We start from the raw sequence: 19,552 nt of genomic DNA on the forward strand, positions 1-19,552 counted from the left end.
GGGTGGATGGGTCCTGTCCAGCCTGCTGGTGATGACGAGCCGCTTCCCCCTCCTATGGGCCGCGTTCACGTCCTCGAGTGCGGCCCGTTGAGTCTTGTGCCACCGGCAATCGTTGTGCTATCGCGACCCGTGTGCGCATGTCCGGGTCGCGGGTCTCTACGGTGGTTTGGTGTCCGTCCTCCGTGCTCGCGCCCCCCGCTGGAAGGTGGCGCGTTTCCTGCCGCTGCTGCTGATTCCGGTGTTGCTGGCGGCGAGCACGTTCCCGGGTGAATATCGTGTCCCGACCGTTTACTGGATGATTGCTGTGGCGGCGGGTGTGGTGTTCGCGGTGGGCGGTCGGTGGCCGGTGGCGATGTCGCTGGTGCTGTCGGGGCTGGCGATGGCGATGTTCGTGATCCCGGCGTGGGGGCCCTCGGAGCTGGTGCCGTATCTGGGTGCGCTGGCGGTGGTGGAAGCGGTGACCCGCGGCGGTGTCCGGACCACGCTGCTGGTGGGTTCGGTGTGGGCGGCGGCATGGGTGGCCGGGCATTGGGGTGGGCACGCGCCGGCGTTCTGGCGGGGAGCCACGTTCGTGGAAGCCCTCGCCTATGTGGGGTTGCCGCTGCTGCTGGGGTTGTATCTGCGGGGGCAGCGGGAGTTGACGGCGAGCCTGGCCGCGCGTGCCGCGGCGGCGGAGGTGACCGCGCGCGCCGAGGAGCGCACGGCGTTGGCGCGCGAGCTGCACGACCTGGTGGCCCATCACATGGCCTCGATCGTGTTGCGGGTCAAGGTCGCTCGCGCGGTGCTGGGCGGGACCGATGCGCGGGTCGCGGAGGTGCTCGACGATGTCGGTGATACCGCCTCGGGCGCGTTGACCGATATCCGGCGGCTGCTGTCGGCGTTGCGGGATCCGGTGTTGGGGGCGGTGCCGCTGCTGGATGCGGCGGTGGTGCGCACCGAGATCGAGCGGGCCGTGGGGCGGGTGCGCCAAGGCGGGTTCATCGTCGAGGCCGAGATCGATGCGCGTCTGGACGGGTTGGATGCGATCGCCCGGTTGACGTTGTTGCGGTTGGTGCAGGAATCGTTGACCAATGTCATGAAGCACGGCGACCGTGGTGTACCGGTGCGGATCGTGGTGGCGCGCACCGCCGATGATGTTCGACTTGATGTCCGCAGCGGCGGTGTGACCGGTCCGGCGGTGTCAGGGCACGGCCTGGTGGGTATGCGTGAGCGTGCGGCGATGGCCGGGGGCCGCCTCGAAGCCGGGGCGCACGGCCCGCAATGGGTGGTGGACGCAGTCCTGCCCGCCCAGACGCCGTCGGCGGATTCGGCGGCCGTTCTCGACGATGCCACCTCTGCCGATGGCACGCCGGGCTATGCCGCGGCGTCTGATCGTGCGCGACAAGCATCGCGGGCGCCGGTGACAACGGTCGAGCCACAGCGGTCCGGCTCACCGACGCCCGGTGTCACGCGTCCTCGAGGGGGTGCGCGGTGATTCGCGTATTGCTGGTCGATGATCAGCGGCTGGTGCGGGCGGGGTTGCGGATGCTGGTGGAGGCGACTTCGGATCTGGTGGTGGTCGGCGAGGCCGCGGACGGGGTGGGTGCGGTGCGGGCGGTGGCGCAGTGCGCACCGGATCTGGTGGTGATGGATCTGCGGATGCCGGGGATGGACGGGGTGGAGGCGACGCGGTGTATCGCCCGGGTTGCGGGTGGGCCGAAGGTGTTGGTGTTGACGACCTTCGATGACGACGAGCATCTGTATCCGGCGTTGGCGGCGGGTGCGAGCGGGTATCTGGTCAAGGACACCGAGCCCGAGGCGTTGTTGACGGCGATTCGGCGGGTGATGGAGGGCGAGCTGTTGTTCTCCCCGTCCCTGTTGCGCCGCCTGGTTCAGCGTGCCGTCGAGACGCCTGCCGAAACCCTAACCACCGCAGTGGATCTCACCCCACGTGAGGCCGATGTACTAGATCTGGTGGGTGAGGGTTTGAGCAATGGTGAGATCGCGGCACGCCTGCATTTGGGGGTGACGACGGTGAAGAAGCATCTGGTGGCGTTGATGGACAAGACCGGTTGTGACAATCGGGTGCGGCTGGCGGTGTTCGCGGTGCGCCGCACCCGCTGACCGGTGCCGCGGGTCAGGCGTTGTGCAGGGCGCTGACGGCGTCGGCGAACATGGTGGCTTTGATCGCGCCCAGGGTCGCTTGGTCTTTCGCGCCGATCGGCGCCAGCAGGGCGGCCGCGGTGTCGGTGAGGGTGTCGAGGTCGGCGGTGGCGTCGACGAGGTCGTAGGCGAGGGCGTCCGGTCCGCCGAAGCGGCGGCCGGTGGTCATGGACGCCATCGCCGAGCGGGGGGTGAGTTTGGCTTGGATGAGGGCGGCCATGCCGCGGCTGAAGGGGATGCGGATGTCGGCTTCGGGAAAGCAGAAGTAGCCGCGGTCGGCGCGCATGACGCGGTAGTCGTGGGCCAGGGCGAGCATGGCGCCGGCGCCGAAGGCGTGCCCGGGCATCGCGGCGGCGGTGGGCACGGGGAAGGTGAGCAGTCGCGCCAGCAGCGCTTGGACTTGGGCGACATACCATTCGGCGCGTTCGCCGTGGGCGGAGAGCCAGTCCAGGTCCAGGCCGTTGGAGTAGAACTTGCCCGAGGCGGTGGTGATCAGGGCGTCGGCGCCGTCGATGAGGACGGTGTCGAGGTGTTCGTCGATGGCGTTGAGGACCTCGGGTGAGAAGCGGTTCTCGGTGTCGCCGAGGTCGAGAACGGCGATCTTGTCGCGGTAGGTGAGGGTGGTCATCGGTGTTCCTTCTGCGCGGGGGTGGATGGTTCAGGCGGGTGCGGGCCCGATGTCGAGGACCGCGCGCACGGCGGCCCGCAACTGTTGGCGCGCGACGGGATTGGCGAGGCGGTCGCGGTCGAGCAGGATCGCGGTGGGCAGGTCGACCAGGCAGATGGTGAGGGTGTCCACGGCGTGGGCGTCGCGGCGCTGCCACAGCCGCCCGGCGAGGGTCTTCATGAGTTCGACCAGGGTGCGCTGGGTGGCGTCGAGTTCGGTGCGCACGCTCTCGGGTTGGTCGTCGCCGAGCAGATCCGAGCGGCGGACCCGGAAGAACAGCTGGGTCGAGAGCGGGTAGCGGGCGGCGAATTCGGCGGGGGCCTCGGCGGCGGCGATGACCGCGTCGATGCCGTCCCCGGCGGCGGCGACGAGTTCGGCTTGCAGGGTCAGGAAGCGGTGGGCGGCGCGAATCCAGGTGCGCCCCAGCAGTTCCGCGCGGGAACCGAAGGTGTGGTAGAGCGCGCCGTTGGAGACGCCGGTGGCGGTGGCGACCGCGCGGATGGTGACCGCGGCGGGCCCGGAGCGCACCGCGAGGGCTTCGGCGGCGTCGAGCACCAGGTCCGGGTCGTGGGTGCGGGGCCGGGGCATACATCGACCATAACAGAGCAAGTGCTCTGTTATGAAGGTCTGGAGGGCCCGCGCTGCCCGGAGCCGGTTCCATTCGGTGTTCTGGGATCGGGATTGGAGTCCCGAGGAATCGTTTTCGGTGACTTTCGGCCCGTCACCTGTGGACCCGGCCACGAGATGCTGGACGGGACGGATCGGTTCTCGAGGGACGAGGTGAAAGGCGATGTCGCACAATTCCTCGCTGGTGTGGCGGCTGTGGTGGCTGCGACCGTGGAATTCGAACCCGCTCATGCGGGTGTCGGATCGCTGGGAGGCGCTGCTCCGCCTGCTGGTGGTCGCCCTGATGTTGCTGGCCGTGCCGGTGGCCGCCGCCGTCGGGACCGCGACCTACAGCAGTTCGGCCGAGCGCATCAGCGTCGAGAACGCCGCGAAGACCGAGGTCCCGGCGACGGTGCTGACCGAGCCGAAGCAGACCGTGGCGGCCGGCCCCGCGCAGGCCGCGCATTTCGAGGCCCAGATCCAGTGGAAGCGCGACGGGGACCTCCGGAAGGGGACCATCGAAGTCCGCCGTGACACGAAGGTCGGCTCGACCGTGCAGACCTGGCTCGGTCCCGACGGTCTGCCCGGCGATCCGCCCCAGCCGCCCGGGTCGGCGGTGACGAACGGCATCGGCACCGGCGTCGCGTTGCTGGTGGGTGTGGGCTGCGCGCTGCTGGCGCTGCTCTGGTGCGTGACCAAGGTGCTGGAACGTCTGCACGCCGTGCGCTGGGAGACGGAGCTGCGTGGGCTCGGCCGTCCCATCGGAACGTAATCACCGGACCATCGGAAGGACACCGATCATGACCGCCGACTTCGACCCTCGTGCCGCGCAGACACGTTCGCGGATCATCGCCGCCGTCGACGGTTCGGCCACCTCCTATCAGGCGGCCTTGTGGGCCGTGGTGGACGCCGGACTGCACGGCTGCGGACTGCACATCGTCACCTCGATCGCGCTGCCGGTCGGCGAGGTGCCCGGCGAAATGCTCGGCGCCGCCGATCGGGAGTGGCTCGCCAGGGACGGACAGCGCATCGTCGAGGAGGCGAGCCGCGTGGCGCGCGCCGGAGCGCCGGGTACGGCCGTCGAGATCACCATCGAGGTGATCCACGAACCGATCATCGGCTATCTGCTCGGGCAGTCCCGGCAGGTGCGGTCCATTGCCGTCGGCAGTCGCGGTCTCGGCGCGATCCGCCGCGGCATCCTGGGCTCGGTGGCCGACGCGGTCATCCGGCACGCGCACTGCCCGGTGGCGGTGATCCACGCGACCGCGGCGAGTGACCCGCTCTCCGTCGAGAAACCGGTGCTGGTCGGGGTCGACGGCACGCCCAACAGCGTGCCCGCGCTCGAACTCGCCTTCGCCGAGGCAGCGTCGCGCAAGGTCGGGTTGACCGCGCTGCACGCCTGGACCGACATCCTCGGCTCGTACGTGCCGCTCATCGGCTGGGAGCCGCTGCGTGCGCAGCAGAACGAACTGCTCTCCGAGCGGCTCGCCGGATTCGGTGAACGCTATCCCGAGGTGACGGTCCGTCGCCTGCTGGTGATGGAACGCCCGGACCAGGCGCTGCTGCGGGAATCGGAGCGCGCGCAACTGGTCGTGGTCGGCAGCCGCGGCCGTGGCGGATTCGCGGGCATGCTGCTCGGTTCCACCAGTTCCACCGTGCTGCACAACGTCGAAACCCCGACGATCGTCGTCCGCACATAACGAGATCAGGTATCGGTCATGACCGAATTACAGCCGCTGGACGCGGGATTCATCGAACTCGAGGACGCCGACCGGCGCGTCAGCCTCGGCATCGCGGCGGTGGCGATCCTGGCCGGCACGCCGCCGGACCGGACCGAATTCGCGGCGATGCTGGCCGAACGCGTCTCGGCGAACCAGCGCCTGCGCCAGCGCATCCGGCGCGCGCCGCTGGATCTGACCGTGCCGGTGTGGGAGGAAGATCCGAACTTCGATCTGGCCCACCATATTCGGTGGGCGGCCCTGCCCGAACCGGCCGACGAAACGGAATTGCGGGAGTTCGTCGCCGGTGAACTCGTCGAACGCCTCGATCGCGATCATCCGATGTGGGAATGCGTCGTCGTCGAACGCTTGGCGGATGCGCGCTGGGCGCTGATCGTCAAGGCGCACCACAGCCTCGTCGACGGCGTCTCCGGAGTGAGCCTGTTCGAAAGACTCTGCGATGCAACGACATCCGATCCGCGTCCGCGCACGGTGCCCGAGAGCGACGCGCCGGGTAGTCAGGGCTGGTTCGACCTGGTCCGCACCGGTTTGCGACTGCCACTGGATATGCCACGGTACGCGATGGGGATGGTGCGCAGCCTGGTTCCGGTGGTAGCCGCGTTCGTCTCGGTGCCCGAGGCATCCTCGCTCAACGGGCCGATCGGCCGGCAGCGGCGCTACGCGATCGCCCGGGCCTCCCTCGCGGAGATCCGCGAGATCGGCCGCGGCCTCGACGCGACGGTCAACGATGTCGTGCTCGCGGCGGTGACCGCGGCGTACCGTGACGTCCTGCTGGGGCGCGGGGAGGAACCCAGCGGCAATACCGTGCGCATTCTGGTGCCGGTGTCGATGCGGGCCGCCGACGCGAAATCACTGCTGAACAACCGTGTTTCCGCGGTCCTGTCCCTGCTGCCGTTGCACCTGGACGACCCGGTGGAACGGTTGTCCACGATTCATCAGCGCATGGCCCGGCACAAGTCCAGCGGCACGGCGCAGGCCGAGGAGTCGCTGCTCGCGCTGGCCGGGCGGCTGCCGTTCGCCCCGTTCGCCTGGGGTATGCGGCTGTGGTCGCACCTGCCCCAGCGTGGCGTGACTGCGGTGGCGACGAACATCCCCGGCCCGCGCCGCACCCTCACCGTACTGGGACGCGAAGTGCTGGAACTGATGCCCGCCATTCCCATCGCCATGCGCCTGCGCACCGGCATCGCCATCCTCAGCTACCGCGACCAGCTGACCTTCGGCATCACCGGCGACTACGACTCGACCCCGGATCTGGAACGGATCGCGGACGGAATCCACACCGCCATTGCCGACCTGCTCGCGGAGGCGCGGGCACGCTCGCAGCACCAGCGGACGGAGGACACGGTGGCAACCGCTCCTGGTCTCTCTCGCTCGAAGCAGAACCAGACACCGAGGAAGTGCGGCTATGACAACGAAATTCAGTCGTAACCAGGAATGCTGGGCACTCATCGCCTTCGCGACAGCGCTCGTGGTGGTAGTGGCGGGCGCGATCCTGCTCGCCGTCGTGGCGACCTGACCCGCTCGCTCCGCGAACCTGGGATCGAGAGCGGCGTTCGCATCGGCTCTACTCGGCGGTGACGACTACCTTGAGCGCGCCGGTCTCGCCGGCATTCGCGAAAGTGTCGTAGGCGGTGCCGAATTCGTTCATGGTGAAGCGGTGGGTGATCATCGCGGCGGGGTCGAGGCGGCCGTTGGCGACGAGGTCGATCAGGCGGGGTGTGGAGTTGGTGTCGACCAGGCCTGTGGTGATGGTGAGGTCGCGGATCCAGATCTGCTCGAGGTGCAGGGTGGCGGGGGCGCCGTGGACGCCGATGTTGGCGACGTGGCCGCCGGGGCGGACGAGTTCGACTGCGGCTTCGAAGGTTTCGGGGATGCCGACGGCTTCGATGGTGACGTCCGCGCCGAGGCCGCCGGTCAGTTCGCGGATCACGTCGGCGGGGTTGTCGCGACCGCTGTTGACGATGACGTCCGCGCCGAGTTTCGCGGCGGCGTCCAGTCTGCTGTCGGCCAGGTCGATCGCGACGATATGGCCGGGGCTGTAGAGCTTGGCCGTGAGGATCGCCGCCAGGCCGATCGGGCCCGCTCCGATGATCGCGACGGTGTCGCCCGGTTGCACCGCGCCGTTGCGGATGCCGACCTCGAAGCTGGTGGGCAGGATGTCGGCGAGCATGAGCATCTGCTCGGCGGAGACGCCGTCGGGAATCGGGTAGGTCGAAGTGTCGGCGAAGGGGACGCGGACCAGTTCGGCCTGGGTGCCGTCGATGAGGTGGCCCAGGATCCAGCCCCCACCGCCCAGACATTGCCCGTAACGGCCCTCGCGGCAGAATCGGCAGGCGCCGCAGGCGCTGATGCAGGAGATCAGGACCCGTTCGCCCACGGTGCGAGTGTGGACCCCCGATCCGACCTCGACGATGGTGCCGACGGCCTCATGACCGAGAATCCGGCCGGGTGTGAACTCGGGGACGTCGCCTTTGAGAATGTGCAGATCGGTGCCGCAGATGGTGACCGCCTCGACCCGGATGATCGCGTCGGTGGGTTGGGTGATGACCGGGTCGGGAACCACATCCCAGGACTTCTGGCCGGGACCGTGAAAGACCATCGCTCGCATGGGAATTCCTCCTGCGATCAGTGCCGGTCGATGGTCAAGGTGTCGGCCAGCGGGCGGCGCGGCGTCGGCGGATGCTCCGGCTCGTCGCTCGGCGGCGTGCCGATGCGCACCACGATCTGCGGCGTGCCCGGCTGGGTCAGGAATCCGGTGAGAATCGTTCGTGCCGTGGGCAATTCGGTGATGTGGGTCAGCGAGCAGGTCGCAAGCCCGGCCACGGTGCATTCGAGCAGGACCGCGGAGAGCGCCTCGCCGGTCGCCAGCCATTCGGCGGCCGAATCGGCGGGGGTGCTCAGGACGATCAGCTGGGCGTGGTCCTCGGTGCCGGGGCGGCGCGCGGAACGCGGCGCGGGCGGAAACGCCCGGCCCACCCGCGCCCGGGCGAACTCCGAATCGGAGACCAGCGCCTCGGCCGGAACCCCCTCCGGGAATCCGGAATGACCTGCCCACCAGCCGATTTCGGCCTGATACATCTGGTCGTGCCGACGCAGCGCCGCCGCCTGCTCGGACACCGCAGACAGCCGGTCCCGCACCAATTCGGGGAGCACCTCCAGGTCCACATAGTGCGGGGACACCAGCATGCGCAGCGCGCGCACCACGGCCTCCCACTGCGCGGGCGGGTCCAGCGGCAGCCGGTCGGTGCGGCGGTAGTCGATCGCGCCCGCCCGGGCCACTAGCCCGGCCGGGGGATCGGGCCAGGGCCGGAAGCTGATCTCGGCGAGTTTGCCGAGATCGAGCGGGTCCGGCAGGCGGGTGGTGTCGGTGTGCCAGCCCTGCGCGCCGAAGGCGGTGCGGACATGGTGCAGCATGGCGCCGCAGCTGATCACCTGCTGCCGGCCCTGCGGGTCGGCGGTGATCAGCACGCGGTCGGGGTCGGAATGCAAGTGCAGGCGTTCCCCGTCGAAGCGCCAATGCCAGGGCTGTGTGTTGTGCACCGACGGCGCGCGGGAGGCCAGGCGCATCGCGGACATCAGGGTGCGGTGGTCGGGGACGGCGAGCGGGGTGGCGTTCATGGTGGTCATCTTCCGAGTGTTCTCGTCGGCCAGTCCGGAACATACGGGCTTTGCGCCTGCTGAGCAGGGACGTTGGTCACCGGGGCAGGTGGTGGGGTGCGCTCGGCACGCTCTTTGATTCCACGCAGCATCTTCGCCTCCATTATCAAGCTGCCGGGCTCCATGACGAGCATGTAGAAGAGCCGTTGCGCCAGCCCGGCGTCCGGGAGCGCGATGCGGTTGCGGCTGATCAGCCGGGTGCCGTCGGCGGTGGCGTACAGGCCGAACGCCCACACCCAATGGTGGTCGGTCGAAGCGAGAACGAAGGCGTGCGGGCTATCGAGCACCGCCACCCGCATCGCCGGGCCGGAGGCGCCCATCCGCAGCTCGTCGTCTACCGCGAGCTGCTGGTACCGGGGCAGGATCTCGTCGGCGCTGTGCATGTTGAGGCCGAGCAGATTCTCGATCCAGTCGTAGGTGTAGGCCCCGCCGCGGCCCGGCCCCATCTGGACCAGCCACGGCCAGATCTGCTCCGGCGTGGCCGCGACGGTGATCGCGCGGGTGGTGACGGTGCCGGCGCCGGGTAGCAGATCGTCGCCCGGCATGACGCGGCCGACCTCTTCGACCGTCGATCCCCAGGTCACACACTTGGTGCGCGCGAAGAGCCGGTAGCCGGCCGCTAGCCCGGTGAGGGCCGAGGCGATGCCGATCACGGTCGCGGTCGCTGTTCTCATGCGTGGATTCCTCTCGATGGGTGTCGATATCGATCCTCGGCCGCCGGCCCGGATTACCGCAGGGACCGATGGCCCGGCATCCGCCCTCGGAACCGGTGACTTTCGGCCGTCTCGGTACCCCCGGCCGGCGCGGGATGCTGTGACCGAACAGCGGATTCGCACGGATCGGAGGACAAGCCATGGCCGAGTTCGCGGACAGGAGCGTGATCGTCACGGGCGGTGCGCGCGGCATCGGCGCCGCGGTGGTCGCGGAACTGGTGAAGGCGGGCTTCGGTGTGGTCATCGCCGACCTGCTCGTCGAGGACGGGACGGCTCTCGCCGAAACCTTCGCGCCGCAGGCCCGGTTCCATCACCTCGACGTCACCGACGAGGGCGCGTGGCAGCGAGTGATCGAGGAGACCGAACGTGAATTCGGTCCGCTGGCCGCACTGGTCAACAACGCCGGAATCCTCGACTTCGGGACCGTGGAGACGGAATCGCCCGACATGTTCCGGCACGTCCTGGACGTCAACCTCTTCGGCGCCTGGCTCGGCATCCGGCTGACCGCGCCCCGTCTGCGCGCCGCCGGCGGCGGCACCATCGTCAATGTCTCCTCGACCGCGGGCCTGATGGGTTATGCCGGTATCAGCGGATACGTCACCAGCAAGTGGGCATTGCGGGGACTGACCAAAGCCGCAGCACTGGAACTGGGTTCGTCCGGGATCCGCGTGTGCTCGATACACCCGGGGCCGATTCACACCGCGATGACCGCCGACATCGACGAGTCCATCGCCGCCACCCAGCCCCTGCCGCGATTCGGCGAGCCACAGGAGGTGGCCGCGATGGTCCGCTTCCTGATCACCGAGGCGACCTTCTCGACCGGTTCGGAATTCGTGATCGACGGCGGCGCCTCCACCGGCCAGGCCGGGGCACTCGAAGCGTCCGGCGCAGAGCACCGGTAACGGCGAAACGAACGATTGGGAGGCATCGCCATGATGTATTGGAACGACCACGATATGAGTGGCTGGGGCTACGCCTGGATGAGCGTGGGCATGCTGATCTTCTGGGCCCTCGTCATCGGCGGGATCGCCATCGCGATCCGATTCGCGATCGCCGATCGGGACACCACACCGCGCTCCGCATCCCCGTCACCGCAGGAGCTGCTCGCCCAGCGATTCGCGCGCGGTGAGATCGACGAGACCGAGTACAGCACGCGGCTCGCCGCGCTGCGCGCAGCCGGCGCACCGTAGTGAGCACGCGGGCAGAGGCGTCGACCGCTGCCTCCGAAACCCCTGCCGGCCAACTGAATCCGCCGATCGTCGTCGCGACCGACGGATCGGCCGTCTCCTAACTCGCGGTCGCGCGGGCGGCCGTGGACGCGGAACTGCACGGCTCCCCGCTGGAGATCCTCACCCCGGTGGCGGTCCCCGGCGGCTGGGGGCGCGGCGCGCTGCTCATAGGTCTCCGGTACCGCACCCGCGGCACCGTGCCGTCGGGTAGGGGCCGGTTCGAGCGGTGGTCCTGGTCGGTGTCGGCAGAGCTATGGGCGCGCGCGGTGGGAGGCGTTCGACGGGCGTTCGGTGTCGTTCCATGCCTGTGTGGCTCGCGCCAGGGTGGCCTCGATCGGCGCGGTGGTATCCAGTGGTGTGGCCGCGGGCCACGGCCCGGCGACGGTGGCCAAGGCGCCGGCGATGGCGCCGGTGGCATCGGAGTCCCCGGCGGGGCGGCTCTCGATGCGGGCGACCGCCACCTGCGGCGGGCATTCGCAGCGTAGTTCGATGACATCACTGGATGTCCGGGCGGCGAGCGCACCGGCGCGGGCGCGTTCGGCGGCGTCGATCCACGAGGCATCCAGCACCACCGAGACCCCGTGCGTGAGTCTCTGCTCTGCGAGCTCGCGCATATGGGCGTACACGCGGGCCTTGGCCTCGGGAAGGTAGGCCCCCGCGTCGAGCACGCCGGCGGCTCCGGTGATCGCTCCGCGGGCGCGCAGCTGCGCGCGCACGGTATCGCTGGAGATGACCTCCGCCCCGGTGGCGTGCGCCAGAGCGGCGGCGACAGTGGACTTTCCGGTTCCCGGCAGTCCGCCGACCAGAGCCAGGCGCACCGCGCCCGATTCCAGGTGCCGCAGTGCGAGGTCCACGTGGCGGCGGGCGTGGGCGGCGTACTCCGGATCGCCCTGCGTGGACCGGATGCGATTCGTCTTCGCGCGCACGGTGGCCCGGTAGGCGAGGTAGTGGTGGCGCAGAGAGGCGGGTGGGGCATCGTCGGCCGCCCGCAGATAGTCGTCGAGGAATCCTTCCGAAAGCGCTGTCCGCCCTCGGAATTCGAGATCCATCGCCAGGAATGCGGCGTCGTCGAGACCGTCGACGTAGCGCAGGGCGTCGTCGAAGTCGAGACAGTCCAGGATCCGGAATCCGTCGGGGAGGGCGAAGACGTCCTCGGTCAGCAGATCGCCGTGGCCGTCGAGGATCCGGCCCGCCGCGACGCGTTCGGCCAGCAGCGGCGCGCGGCCGTCGAGAAAGCGCAGGGCCAGGTGCTCGATGCGGGCGACATCCGCGGGATCGAGCTCATCGCTCGGCTGGGATCGCAAGCCGTGCAGCAGCACTTCCCATCGCCGGCGCAGCGCGTCGGGCGTTCCGGCCTGATCGATCGCGGGCCCGCGGGTCGCGTTGCGGTGGAACCGGTCCAGCATCATGGCCAGTTCGGCGAGCTGATCGCGCCCGATCTCGCCGTTGGCGACCAGCGTGCTCAGCCGGCGCGATTCCGGCATCCGCCGCATGATCAGCACCGGTTCGGCCGGACCGCCGAGTGGATCGGTGAGCTGGGCCAGTCCCAGATAGACGTCGGCGGCCCAGCGCCGGTTCAGTTCGAGCTCACGCCGCAGCGCCCGGTCTCTGGCCGCGGCGGTGGAGAAGTCCAGGAAGTCGGTGGCGACCGGCTTCTTCACCTTGTACGCGCGGTCTCCGAACAGCACCACCAGGCCGGTGTGGGTCTCGCGCATCTCCGGCGAAAGGCGCGCCTGGGCAACACTTTCCAGTGGCGGCTCGGCCGTGGCCGTCATCGGTGGACCGTCTCGGAGTCGACCCCCGGGGCGGGCGTGCCGGGGAGCACGAGCACCGGGCAGGACGAGTGATAAACCAGGTCCTGGGCCACCCTCCCGAGCCGGGCCGGGCCGATCGCGTCGACATCGTGGGTGACCACGACGAGTTGGGCCGTCGCGCTGAACCGCTCGACCGCGGTCGCCACGTCGCCGACCATGGTCACCGGCCGGAACCGCACTTCGGGGAAATCGCGTTGGCAGGACCTGATCTGTGAGTCGGAGATCAGCGCGGGGGAGGTGCCCCACTCCTCGCGGCCCGACCACGCCCGCCCCGGCCAGACCCGCGCCACGACGAGATCGGCGCCGCGCTCATGGGCTGCCCGGAAGGCCGTCGTCAGAGCAGGTTCGGCGGAATGCCAGTCGGTGACGACCACCAGTACGTCCCCGTTCGCGGTCGCGGCCGGGCGCACCAGGGCGACCGGGCACCGCGCGTCGCGGGTGACCGACAACGCGGTGGAGCCGAGCACCAGGTGGGCGAAGAACCCGATGTCGATGGACCCGAGTGCGATCAGGGCCGCGGACCGTGACAGCTCGAGCAGCACGTGCTCGGCCTGACCACGCCTGACCTCGAGGGCGATCCCTGCGGGAACGTCGCCGGTGTCCGGGTAGCGGGCCAGCACTGCCCGCCGCGCGGCCTCGAGTGCCTCCAGGGCATAGCGGTAGCGGCTACCGCCGGCCCGGAACGCGGGTTTGTCGATGGCCGGCACGATCGCGATCAGCCGTAGCGGAACCTGCCGGGACCTGGCTTCCGCGGCCGCCCACTCGGCGGCGCGAATCGCGGCGCGGGATCCGTCGATGCCGGCGATAACCGGCTGCCGCCGCGCGAATTCCGCCGGGTGAACCGCAGGCCGCGAGGTGGAGACATCGGTATCCATGCCTCCAGCGTCGCCCTCGTGCTCTCGGCGGAACAGAGGACTTCGGTCCCTCCCGCGACGACGAGGGTCCCCGCCCGCCGACTACCCCAACCCTGCCGGCCGACCCCGGTCGGGCGTGAAATCAGCTGTGTCAGAACCTGTTCCCGCCGGCGTCGCCTACCCGGCCGTGGTCGGCGCGTCGCTTCCCGAACCGATTCGGCCCGGTGCTCGCGCACCCGCGACGTCTCCGTGCCCCGGAATCAGGGCCCGAGGGCCCGGACCGGCCGTGACCTAGGTCTCTGGGGACCGATCCGCGGCGGCGAGATGCTCGATACATCACCGCGACCGAGGAGGAACCATGCCGGACACCGCGACACCACCGGATTCGAGCGCGCGGCCCGTCGTGGTCGGGGTGGACGGCTCCCCGACCTCCTACCAGGCGGTCGCCTGGGCCGCGGCCGAAGCAGCGGCGCGGGGATGGCCACTGCACATCGTCGTCGCCTTCGGTGTCCAGCCGAGTCGTGAGCCCTGGACCGCCCGCGGGGTGGCCGAGCACGCGGCGGTGCGGGACGAGGCGCGGCGTGTGCTGGCCGAGGCCGCGCGGATCGCTCATCGGGTCGCGCCGGAGGACACCATCTCCCTCACCACCGAGGCAGTCGACGAGCTGGTGTTGCCGACGCTGATCGAGCGGTCCGCGCGGGCTCGGATGATGGTGGTGGGCAATCGCGGTCGCGGTGCGATCCGCCGGGCCCTGCTCGGCTCGGTGAGTGCCGGGCTGGCGCGTCGCTCCCACTGCGCGGTGGCCATCGTGCACGGCGAATCGGACATCGGTCGCACCGCCGCGGACAGGCCGGTGGTCGTCGGGGTGGACGGCAGCGAGAACAGCCTGCCCGCCGTGCGGATGGCGTTCGAGGAGGCTTCGCAGCGCAAAGCCCCGCTGATCGCGGTGCATGCCTGGAGCGACACCAGCGGTTTCGACCTGGAGGTGGTCGGGTGGGAGGCGATCCGGCAATCCGAGGACGTGCTGCTGGCCGAGAATCTCGCCGGTTTCGCCGAGGAATTCCCGGACGTGAGCGTCGAACGGCACGTCCGCTGTGACACCCCGGTCCGCACCCTGCTCGACTTCGCCGACGGCGCACAGCTTCTCGTGGTCGGCTCGCACGGCCGCGGCGGCTTCGACGCGATGGTGCTGGGTTCGGTCAGCGCCGCCCTGCTGCACGCGGCCGCCTGTCCGGTACTCGTGGTCCGGCCCCAGCCGGTACCTCGATGACCGGGGTGGACGCGGGGTCGTCGCCGATGATCGTGATGCGGGAACTGACCAAGTCCTACGGACATGCGCCCGCGCTGGCCGAGGTGAGCCTCGAGGTGCCGCGCGGGGTGGTGTTCGGGTACCTGGGCCCCAATGGCGCGGGCAAGACGACGACCATTCGCATGCTGGTCGGACTGATGCGCCCGAGTAGCGGCTCGATCACCGTGGCCGGGGCCGACATCGTGCGCGAGCGATCGATCGCGCAGCGCCACATCGGTTATCTCCCAGGACAGTTCGTCGCCTACCCGGATCTGACCGCCCGGCAGTACCTGAGCTATCTCGCCGACTTGCGCGGCGGCGTGGCACCCGCGGTGCTCGCGCGTCTCGTCGAGCGCGTGGATCTGGACACCTCGGTGCGGATCGGTGCCATGTCGCACGGCAACCGGCAGAAGGTCGGCATCGTGCAGGCCTTCATGGCCGAACCGGACGTGCTGGTGCTCGACGAACCGACCCAGGGACTGGATCCGCTGATCCAGCGCGAATTCCTGGCCATGCTCGGCGAAGTCCGCGACAGCGGCCGCACGGTCTTCCTGTCCTCGCACGTGCTCTCGGAGGTGCAGGCGGTCGCCGATACGGTCGCGATCCTGCGGCGCGGCCGCCTGGTGGAGGTGCGCTCGATCGCTGAGCTGACCGCGCGATCGCTGCGCCGGATCGACCTGACCTTCGATGCGGCGCCGCCGGATCCGGGTCTGCTGCGGGCGGTGGGCGGAGTGCGGTCGGCCGAACGCGGCGCGAACCGGGTGCTGCACGTCGAAGTCGACGGATCGACGGCGGAACTGGTGAAGTTCGTCGCGCCGTACGGGGTGGTCGACATCGTCAGCCACGAACCCGATCTCGAGGACGTCTTCCTCACCTACTACGGACAGGACCGCTGATGTTCGCCACCGTGTATCGGAAATGTCTGCGCGATCAGCGCCGCGGGCTGATCGGCTGGAGCCTCGGCATCGTGGCACTGGTGCTGCTGGAATCGGCGCTGTGGCCGTCGATCTCGGGCATCTCCGGGCTGAAGCAGCTGCTCGACAGCTATCCGGAATCCCTGCGCAAGCTCTTCGCGATCGACGAATTCACCAGCGGTACAGGCTTTCTCAATACCGAGCTGTACAGCATGATGCTGCCCATCCTGTTCCTGGTGTTCGCGATCTCGCGCGGCGCTCGCGCGGTCGCCGGCGAGGAGGAGGCCGGCACCCTGGAAGTACTGTTGATCACGCGGGTGACGCCGACGCGACTGCTGCTGGAACAGAGCGCGGTCCTGCTGACCGGCCTCACCCTGCTCGGCACCGTGCTGTTCACCACGGTGATCGCCTGCTCGTCGATATTCGGCATGCAGGTCGGCATCGCTGCCGCGGCGACCGGGTCGGCGGCGATGATCGCGCTGGCCGCGCCTTTCGGCGGACTGGCCCTGGCCCTCGGCGCGGCCACCGGCAGGCGGCGGACCGCCCTGGCCGGCGCGAGCGTCGCCGCGGTGGGCGCCTACGTGTTGTACGCGGCATCGAAAATCGTCGACGCCGTGCGTCCGTGGGGCCCGTGGTCGCCATTTCAGCAGGCGCTGGCCGACGGCCCGATGGGCGGCGGCCTGCGGCCGGGCCACCTCTGGCTGATGGTGGTCGCCATGGCCTTCGTGGCCGGGGCGCTGCCGGTGTTCGACCGCCGCGATATCGCGGCGGTGTGAGGGCGCCGACAGTGGCCCGGCGGGGGTGCACCGGGTGGTGCGGTCAATGGCTCGGACTCGGCAGGTCAGCTTGCTCGGCCGGCGGTCCGGGCATTGTCGCGGATCGCGTCGAGTTGTGGCTCGGTTCCGAGGGCGATGAGGATGGTGCCGGTCCGAAGCCTGGTGTCGCCGTGCGGATTCGCGATGAAGCGGCCCTCCTCGGTGCGGATGGCGAGTACGAGTGCGCCGGCGGTGTCGCGTGGGGCGGCTTCGACGACGCTGCGGTCCAGTAGGGGCGAGTCCGGGCCGATCTCGATCTCCTCGATGCGGAATTCGAGATTCTCGTCGTGCATGACCACATCGAGGAATTCGGCGACATTGGGTTGCAGGGCGAATGCCGCCATCCGGCGGCCGCCGATGAGCTGGGGGTTGACCGCGCGGTTGGCGCCGGCGCGCAGCAGCTTGGATTTGGAGCTCTCCGTGCGGGCGCGGGCGATGATGATCAGATCGCTGCGCAGCGCCCGGCTGGACAGGGTGACATACACATTGTCGGCGTCGCTGTCCAGAGCCGCGATGAGGGCCTGTGCGTGCCGGATGCCCGCGGCTTCGAGGACGGCGTCATCGGTGACATCGCCCAGGATGTAAGGGAATTCGAGATTCTCGAGGCGTTGCGGGTCACGATCGACGACCACGATGCTCTTGCCGAGCCCGCTGAGATACTGCGCGGTCGAATGCCCGACCCGGCCCCAGCCGCACACGATGACGTGCCCGTGCATCCGTTGTATCCGATGGTTCATTCGTCGACGCTCCAGATGCTGGTGGACATGACCTTCGATGAGTGCTTCGAGCAGGACACCGAACATGTAGAAGACGGTTCCGGCGCCGAACAGGATCAGCGCCATGGTGAATACCTGGCCGGATGGGCTGAGCGGATGAACCTCGCGGAAGCCGACCGTCGTGATCGTGGTGACGGTTTGATACAGCGCGTCGAGGTACCCGAATCCCAGTAGCCGGTAACCCGTCGTGCCCACGACTGTCACCAGCAGGAAGGCTGATAGAACGCGAATGACGCGGCGCAACAGGGTCACCCGTGCAGTGTGGCATCGTGGTGGTGCGCCGCGCCAAATCAGGGCACGAGATCGCCCCGATGTGCGAATCAGCCCCTTTCCGAACCGGATGCGCCGATCTCGCCGGAACCGCGTTTGGAGGTCAGGTGGTCTGCGGTGCGACCACGAAGGTGGTGTTGCCCTTCGAGTCCAGGTCGGTGTCGAGAATCTTGTCCTCGAAGTATTCGGCGGCCTTGCGATCCATGAAGATGCGCGCTCCTTCAGCGGTGAGCACCTCGTCGCCCTGCGACGGCGCGACGGCGAGCGCGAGTCGGAAGCTCTGGGCGTCCTCGGGAGAGGAGATCCGCAGCCCGGCTTCCACGGGTGCGCCCTTGCCTGTGGTGATGTCGCGTACGGCTTCGACGGCAGTGCTGGTGAGCATCAACATCTGTTTTCCTTCCGGAGTCTGGAACGCCGGCCGAATGCCGGCAGTCGGCCGAGTATCCGGAGGATCCGCCGCGAAACATCGCGAGCTCGGCGGAACCGGGTTTGCCCTGGTGCACGCTGCATCTATTGCGGTGTGGGGCTGGGTATCGGGTCGGGAGGTAGGGGATTCGGGAACGGTTTCGGGGGTTCCGGCACGTCCGGTCCCGGTCCCGGAATCGGTCGGGGCCGTGTGGGCGCGGGGATGGGGTCCGGTGGTCGTACCGGCGGGGCGGGTTGCAGTGGTTCCGAGGACACGGCGATCAGAATCGGCGTCATGGCTACCTCCTTGGATCGGGTCGGTGTGGCCGGATCCGAGCTCGCTCGACAACTGGTGGAAGACCTCTTTCGGCAATCACGGCGGTTTACCGGGCGTCAACTTCGCAACGTCTTGGTAGCGCAGCGTCCGTACGAACCACCCCCGCCAGATCGAATCCCCGGTCGGCCAATCAAGCGTAACTGCCTCTGGAATAACGCTGTTCGGCCCGGGAATCGGGCCGGCGTACCGGGCGCGATTAGAAACCTGTGTCTTTCACTGTGATGATTCCTGACTCACCGTGATACCGGTGAGGTCGTGGAAGCTATTTCACAGGATAGAGAGAAGTGGGATGGGGCTCGCGATGTGGCGGAACATCGCGAATTGTTTCCCGAGAGTCGGAGTCCGATAATTGCGCTGTGGGAGAGCGTGGCGAGATCTCGCCTGAGGATACTCGGGCGTTCGAATCGGTGATGGGTGCCGACGGCCCGCAGTTGGTCGGCGCTTTTCGCTTCTGGTTCGCGGATCAGCGGTGGGAGTGGTCCGACGAGGTGGCGAAGATGCACGGCTACGCACCGGGGAGCGTCGAGCCGACCACGGAATTGCTGCTCGCGCACAAGCATTCGGATGATCGTGAACAGGTTGCCGGCACGATCGCCCGTTCGGTCGAATACGCGGAGCCGTTCTGCAGCCGCCACCGCATCGTCGACACCGCCGGTCAGGTGCACGAGGTCCTGGTCGTCAGTGATCAAATGCTGGACGAGGCCGGCCGAGTGGTCGGCACGGCCGGCTACTACATGGACATGACCGAGACGCTCGTCGAACACGGCCAGGAGACCCTGGCCGACCGGCTGCCCGAGTTGTACGCCGCGCGAGCGGTTGTCGAGCAGGCCAAGGGTGCGCTGATGCTTGTCTCCACCAGGTGGCTAGGGGATCCGCGCGTGCGTGGTCAACAGATCAGTCGTGACCGAGGGCATGCGCGAGCTGAGCCTTCGACATGCTGGAGCGGCCCTTGATATTGCGTTGCCTGGCCTCGTTGTAGAGCTGATCGCGGGTCAGGCCCTTCGGGCCGCGCCGTCCGGATCGTTCGCCGCCGCGCTGTTGCGGGGACTTGCCCTGCAGGGAGGTACGGCTGGCGGTCTTGGTCTGCCCGGCTCGGGCGCGATTCTTGTTGACCGTGCGGGCGCCGATCTCCTCGGCGCGTTTCGGGGTCGCGCCCCGTTCCTCGGCCGAGTCGCGAATGTGCTCGTACTGGCGTTCCTGTTTGTCGGTCCATTCCTTGGGCATGACGATGCCTTTCGGTCAGGGGAGTGGCAGCAGCATCGAGACGAGGATGTCAATTCTGCCGAAATCCCTTCGGGCGCGGGTTCTATTACGAGCAGACGACGT

Annotated in this window: 21 protein-coding genes; 11 read left to right on the plus strand and 10 right to left on the minus strand. The window is 69.0% G+C overall.

Annotation, left to right across the window (positions count from 1 at the left end; all coding sequences use genetic code 11):
• The first annotated feature begins 169 nt into the window (after positions 1-169).
• The gene (locus ACYVKL_RS28385) at positions 170-1,474 is read left to right on the plus strand and encodes a sensor histidine kinase (protein ID WP_379166187.1); all 1,305 of its coding nucleotides are present in this window, start codon (positions 170-172) and stop codon (positions 1,472-1,474) included.
• Entirely contained in the window at positions 1,471-2,103 is a 633-nt protein-coding gene (locus tag ACYVKL_RS28390; RefSeq protein WP_379166188.1) for a response regulator, read from the plus strand. The genes ACYVKL_RS28385 and ACYVKL_RS28390 overlap by 4 nt, the downstream gene beginning before the upstream one ends.
• A gap of 13 nt (positions 2,104-2,116) precedes the next feature.
• Here ACYVKL_RS28390 and ACYVKL_RS28395 read toward each other — a convergent pair whose 3' ends face one another.
• Together ACYVKL_RS28395 and ACYVKL_RS28400 are read right to left on the minus strand one after the other, a co-directional pair.
• Positions 2,117-2,770, minus strand: coding sequence for an enoyl-CoA hydratase-related protein (locus ACYVKL_RS28395; protein ID WP_379166189.1), 654 nt, complete (start codon positions 2,768-2,770; stop codon positions 2,117-2,119).
• Positions 2,771-2,800: 30 nt separating this feature from the next.
• Entirely contained in the window at positions 2,801-3,397 is a 597-nt protein-coding gene (locus ACYVKL_RS28400; protein ID WP_357196850.1) for a TetR family transcriptional regulator, read from the minus strand.
• A 202-nt stretch (positions 3,398-3,599) separates the two neighbouring features.
• On the opposite strand from ACYVKL_RS28400, the gene ACYVKL_RS28405 reads away from it, so the two are divergent.
• The 3 genes from ACYVKL_RS28405 to ACYVKL_RS28415 are packed head-to-tail and all read left to right on the plus strand — an operon-like array spanning position 3,600 to position 6,582.
• On the plus strand, positions 3,600-4,187 hold the full coding sequence (locus ACYVKL_RS28405; RefSeq protein WP_379166191.1) for an Rv1733c family protein: 588 nt from the start codon (positions 3,600-3,602) through the stop codon (positions 4,185-4,187).
• A 28-nt stretch (positions 4,188-4,215) separates the two neighbouring features.
• Positions 4,216-5,115, plus strand: coding sequence for a universal stress protein (locus ACYVKL_RS28410; protein ID WP_379166192.1), 900 nt, complete (start codon positions 4,216-4,218; stop codon positions 5,113-5,115).
• Positions 5,116-5,133: 18 nt separating this feature from the next.
• Entirely contained in the window at positions 5,134-6,582 is a 1,449-nt protein-coding gene (locus tag ACYVKL_RS28415) for a wax ester/triacylglycerol synthase family O-acyltransferase (RefSeq protein WP_379166193.1), read from the plus strand.
• Positions 6,583-6,718: 136 nt separating this feature from the next.
• Here ACYVKL_RS28415 and ACYVKL_RS28420 read toward each other — a convergent pair whose 3' ends face one another.
• From ACYVKL_RS28420 to ACYVKL_RS28430, 3 genes are read right to left on the minus strand one after another with little or no spacing between them, the layout of a single operon-like run.
• Entirely contained in the window at positions 6,719-7,762 is a 1,044-nt protein-coding gene (locus ACYVKL_RS28420) for a zinc-dependent alcohol dehydrogenase family protein (protein ID WP_379166194.1), read from the minus strand.
• A 17-nt stretch (positions 7,763-7,779) separates the two neighbouring features.
• Positions 7,780-8,781 carry an Acg family FMN-binding oxidoreductase gene (locus tag ACYVKL_RS28425; RefSeq protein ID WP_379166195.1) on the minus strand — a complete coding sequence of 334 codons (1,002 nt, stop codon included), beginning with the start codon at positions 8,779-8,781 and terminating at the stop codon, positions 7,780-7,782.
• The gene (locus ACYVKL_RS28430) at positions 8,778-9,485 is read right to left on the minus strand and encodes an SRPBCC family protein (protein WP_379166196.1); all 708 of its coding nucleotides are present in this window, start codon (positions 9,483-9,485) and stop codon (positions 8,778-8,780) included. The genes ACYVKL_RS28425 and ACYVKL_RS28430 overlap by 4 nt, the downstream gene beginning before the upstream one ends.
• Before the next feature lie 179 nt (positions 9,486-9,664).
• Between ACYVKL_RS28430 and ACYVKL_RS28435 the strand changes: the two genes are divergently transcribed.
• Both ACYVKL_RS28435 and ACYVKL_RS28440 read left to right on the plus strand, forming a co-directional pair.
• Entirely contained in the window at positions 9,665-10,426 is a 762-nt protein-coding gene (locus ACYVKL_RS28435) for an SDR family oxidoreductase (protein ID WP_379166197.1), read from the plus strand.
• 30 nt (positions 10,427-10,456) lie between these two features.
• Positions 10,457-10,714: an SHOCT domain-containing protein gene (locus ACYVKL_RS28440; RefSeq protein WP_379166198.1), complete on the plus strand. Its 258-nt coding sequence runs from the start codon at positions 10,457-10,459 to the stop codon at positions 10,712-10,714.
• Positions 10,715-11,004: 290 nt separating this feature from the next.
• Here the strand turns inward: ACYVKL_RS28440 and ACYVKL_RS28445 are convergent, their stop codons facing one another.
• A complete protein-coding gene (locus ACYVKL_RS28445; RefSeq protein WP_379166199.1) occupies positions 11,005-12,528 on the minus strand; it encodes a bifunctional aminoglycoside phosphotransferase/ATP-binding protein in 1,524 nt (507 codons plus the stop codon).
• Positions 12,525-13,442 (minus strand): universal stress protein, encoded by a 918-nt coding sequence (locus tag ACYVKL_RS28450; protein WP_379166200.1) that lies wholly within the window; start codon positions 13,440-13,442, stop codon positions 12,525-12,527. The genes ACYVKL_RS28445 and ACYVKL_RS28450 overlap by 4 nt, the downstream gene beginning before the upstream one ends.
• 337 nt (positions 13,443-13,779) lie before the next feature.
• Here ACYVKL_RS28450 and ACYVKL_RS28455 point away from each other — a divergent pair, with 337 nt between their 5' ends.
• Genes ACYVKL_RS28455 through ACYVKL_RS28465 form a run of 3 tightly spaced genes read left to right on the plus strand, consistent with a single transcriptional unit; the run spans position 13,780 to position 16,399 of the window.
• Positions 13,780-14,691: a universal stress protein gene (locus ACYVKL_RS28455; protein WP_379166201.1), complete on the plus strand. Its 912-nt coding sequence runs from the start codon at positions 13,780-13,782 to the stop codon at positions 14,689-14,691.
• Positions 14,688-15,605: an ABC transporter ATP-binding protein gene (locus tag ACYVKL_RS28460; protein ID WP_379166202.1), complete on the plus strand. Its 918-nt coding sequence runs from the start codon at positions 14,688-14,690 to the stop codon at positions 15,603-15,605. Before ACYVKL_RS28455 ends, ACYVKL_RS28460 begins: the two co-directional genes overlap by 4 nt.
• Positions 15,605-16,399, plus strand: coding sequence for an ABC-2 transporter permease (locus ACYVKL_RS28465; RefSeq protein ID WP_379166203.1), 795 nt, complete (start codon positions 15,605-15,607; stop codon positions 16,397-16,399). The genes ACYVKL_RS28460 and ACYVKL_RS28465 overlap by 1 nt, the downstream gene beginning before the upstream one ends.
• 65 nt (positions 16,400-16,464) lie before the next feature.
• Here the strand turns inward: ACYVKL_RS28465 and ACYVKL_RS28470 are convergent, their stop codons facing one another.
• Together ACYVKL_RS28470 and ACYVKL_RS28475 are read right to left on the minus strand one after the other, a co-directional pair.
• Positions 16,465-17,466, minus strand: a complete 1,002-nt coding sequence (locus ACYVKL_RS28470) for a potassium channel family protein (protein WP_379166204.1) — start codon at positions 17,464-17,466, stop codon at positions 16,465-16,467.
• Positions 17,467-17,587: 121 nt separating this feature from the next.
• Complete coding sequence (locus ACYVKL_RS28475; protein WP_460773324.1) at positions 17,588-17,872, minus strand: hypothetical protein; 285 nt, start codon at positions 17,870-17,872, stop codon at positions 17,588-17,590.
• A 710-nt stretch (positions 17,873-18,582) separates the two neighbouring features.
• Here ACYVKL_RS28475 and ACYVKL_RS28480 point away from each other — a divergent pair.
• Entirely contained in the window at positions 18,583-19,179 is a 597-nt protein-coding gene (locus ACYVKL_RS28480) for a PAS domain-containing protein (RefSeq protein ID WP_379166206.1), read from the plus strand.
• Here ACYVKL_RS28480 and ACYVKL_RS28485 read toward each other — a convergent pair.
• Positions 19,121-19,450 carry a plasmid stabilization protein gene (locus ACYVKL_RS28485; protein ID WP_379166207.1) on the minus strand — a complete coding sequence of 110 codons (330 nt, stop codon included), beginning with the start codon at positions 19,448-19,450 and terminating at the stop codon, positions 19,121-19,123. The genes ACYVKL_RS28480 and ACYVKL_RS28485 overlap by 59 nt on opposite strands.
• Positions 19,451-19,552: the final 102 nt, after the last annotated feature.

The organism is Nocardia tengchongensis, from assembly GCF_054781395.1.

Excerpts from the sequence above, each read along its gene's own strand:
- ACYVKL_RS28395 (WP_379166189.1), bottom strand. The coding sequence starts at position 2,770 with ATGACCACCCTCACCTACCGCGACAAGATCGCCGTTCTCGACCTCGGC.
- ACYVKL_RS28400 (WP_357196850.1), bottom strand. The coding sequence starts at position 3,397 with ATGCCCCGGCCCCGCACCCACGACCCGGACCTGGTGCTCGACGCCGCC.
- ACYVKL_RS28405 (WP_379166191.1), top strand. The coding sequence starts at position 3,600 with ATGTCGCACAATTCCTCGCTGGTGTGGCGGCTGTGGTGGCTGCGACCG.
- ACYVKL_RS28410 (WP_379166192.1), top strand. The coding sequence starts at position 4,216 with ATGACCGCCGACTTCGACCCTCGTGCCGCGCAGACACGTTCGCGGATC.
- ACYVKL_RS28415 (WP_379166193.1), top strand. The coding sequence starts at position 5,134 with ATGACCGAATTACAGCCGCTGGACGCGGGATTCATCGAACTCGAGGAC.
- ACYVKL_RS28420 (WP_379166194.1), bottom strand. The coding sequence starts at position 7,762 with ATGCGAGCGATGGTCTTTCACGGTCCCGGCCAGAAGTCCTGGGATGTG.
- ACYVKL_RS28425 (WP_379166195.1), bottom strand. The coding sequence starts at position 8,781 with ATGACCACCATGAACGCCACCCCGCTCGCCGTCCCCGACCACCGCACC.
- ACYVKL_RS28430 (WP_379166196.1), bottom strand. The coding sequence starts at position 9,485 with ATGAGAACAGCGACCGCGACCGTGATCGGCATCGCCTCGGCCCTCACC.
- ACYVKL_RS28435 (WP_379166197.1), top strand. The coding sequence starts at position 9,665 with ATGGCCGAGTTCGCGGACAGGAGCGTGATCGTCACGGGCGGTGCGCGC.
- ACYVKL_RS28440 (WP_379166198.1), top strand. The coding sequence starts at position 10,457 with ATGATGTATTGGAACGACCACGATATGAGTGGCTGGGGCTACGCCTGG.
- ACYVKL_RS28445 (WP_379166199.1), bottom strand. The coding sequence starts at position 12,528 with ATGACGGCCACGGCCGAGCCGCCACTGGAAAGTGTTGCCCAGGCGCGC.
- ACYVKL_RS28450 (WP_379166200.1), bottom strand. The coding sequence starts at position 13,442 with ATGGATACCGATGTCTCCACCTCGCGGCCTGCGGTTCACCCGGCGGAA.
- ACYVKL_RS28455 (WP_379166201.1), top strand. The coding sequence starts at position 13,780 with ATGCCGGACACCGCGACACCACCGGATTCGAGCGCGCGGCCCGTCGTG.
- ACYVKL_RS28460 (WP_379166202.1), top strand. The coding sequence starts at position 14,688 with ATGACCGGGGTGGACGCGGGGTCGTCGCCGATGATCGTGATGCGGGAA.
- ACYVKL_RS28465 (WP_379166203.1), top strand. The coding sequence starts at position 15,605 with ATGTTCGCCACCGTGTATCGGAAATGTCTGCGCGATCAGCGCCGCGGG.
- ACYVKL_RS28475 (WP_460773324.1), bottom strand. The coding sequence starts at position 17,872 with ATGTTGATGCTCACCAGCACTGCCGTCGAAGCCGTACGCGACATCACC.
- ACYVKL_RS28485 (WP_379166207.1), bottom strand. The coding sequence starts at position 19,450 with ATGCCCAAGGAATGGACCGACAAACAGGAACGCCAGTACGAGCACATT.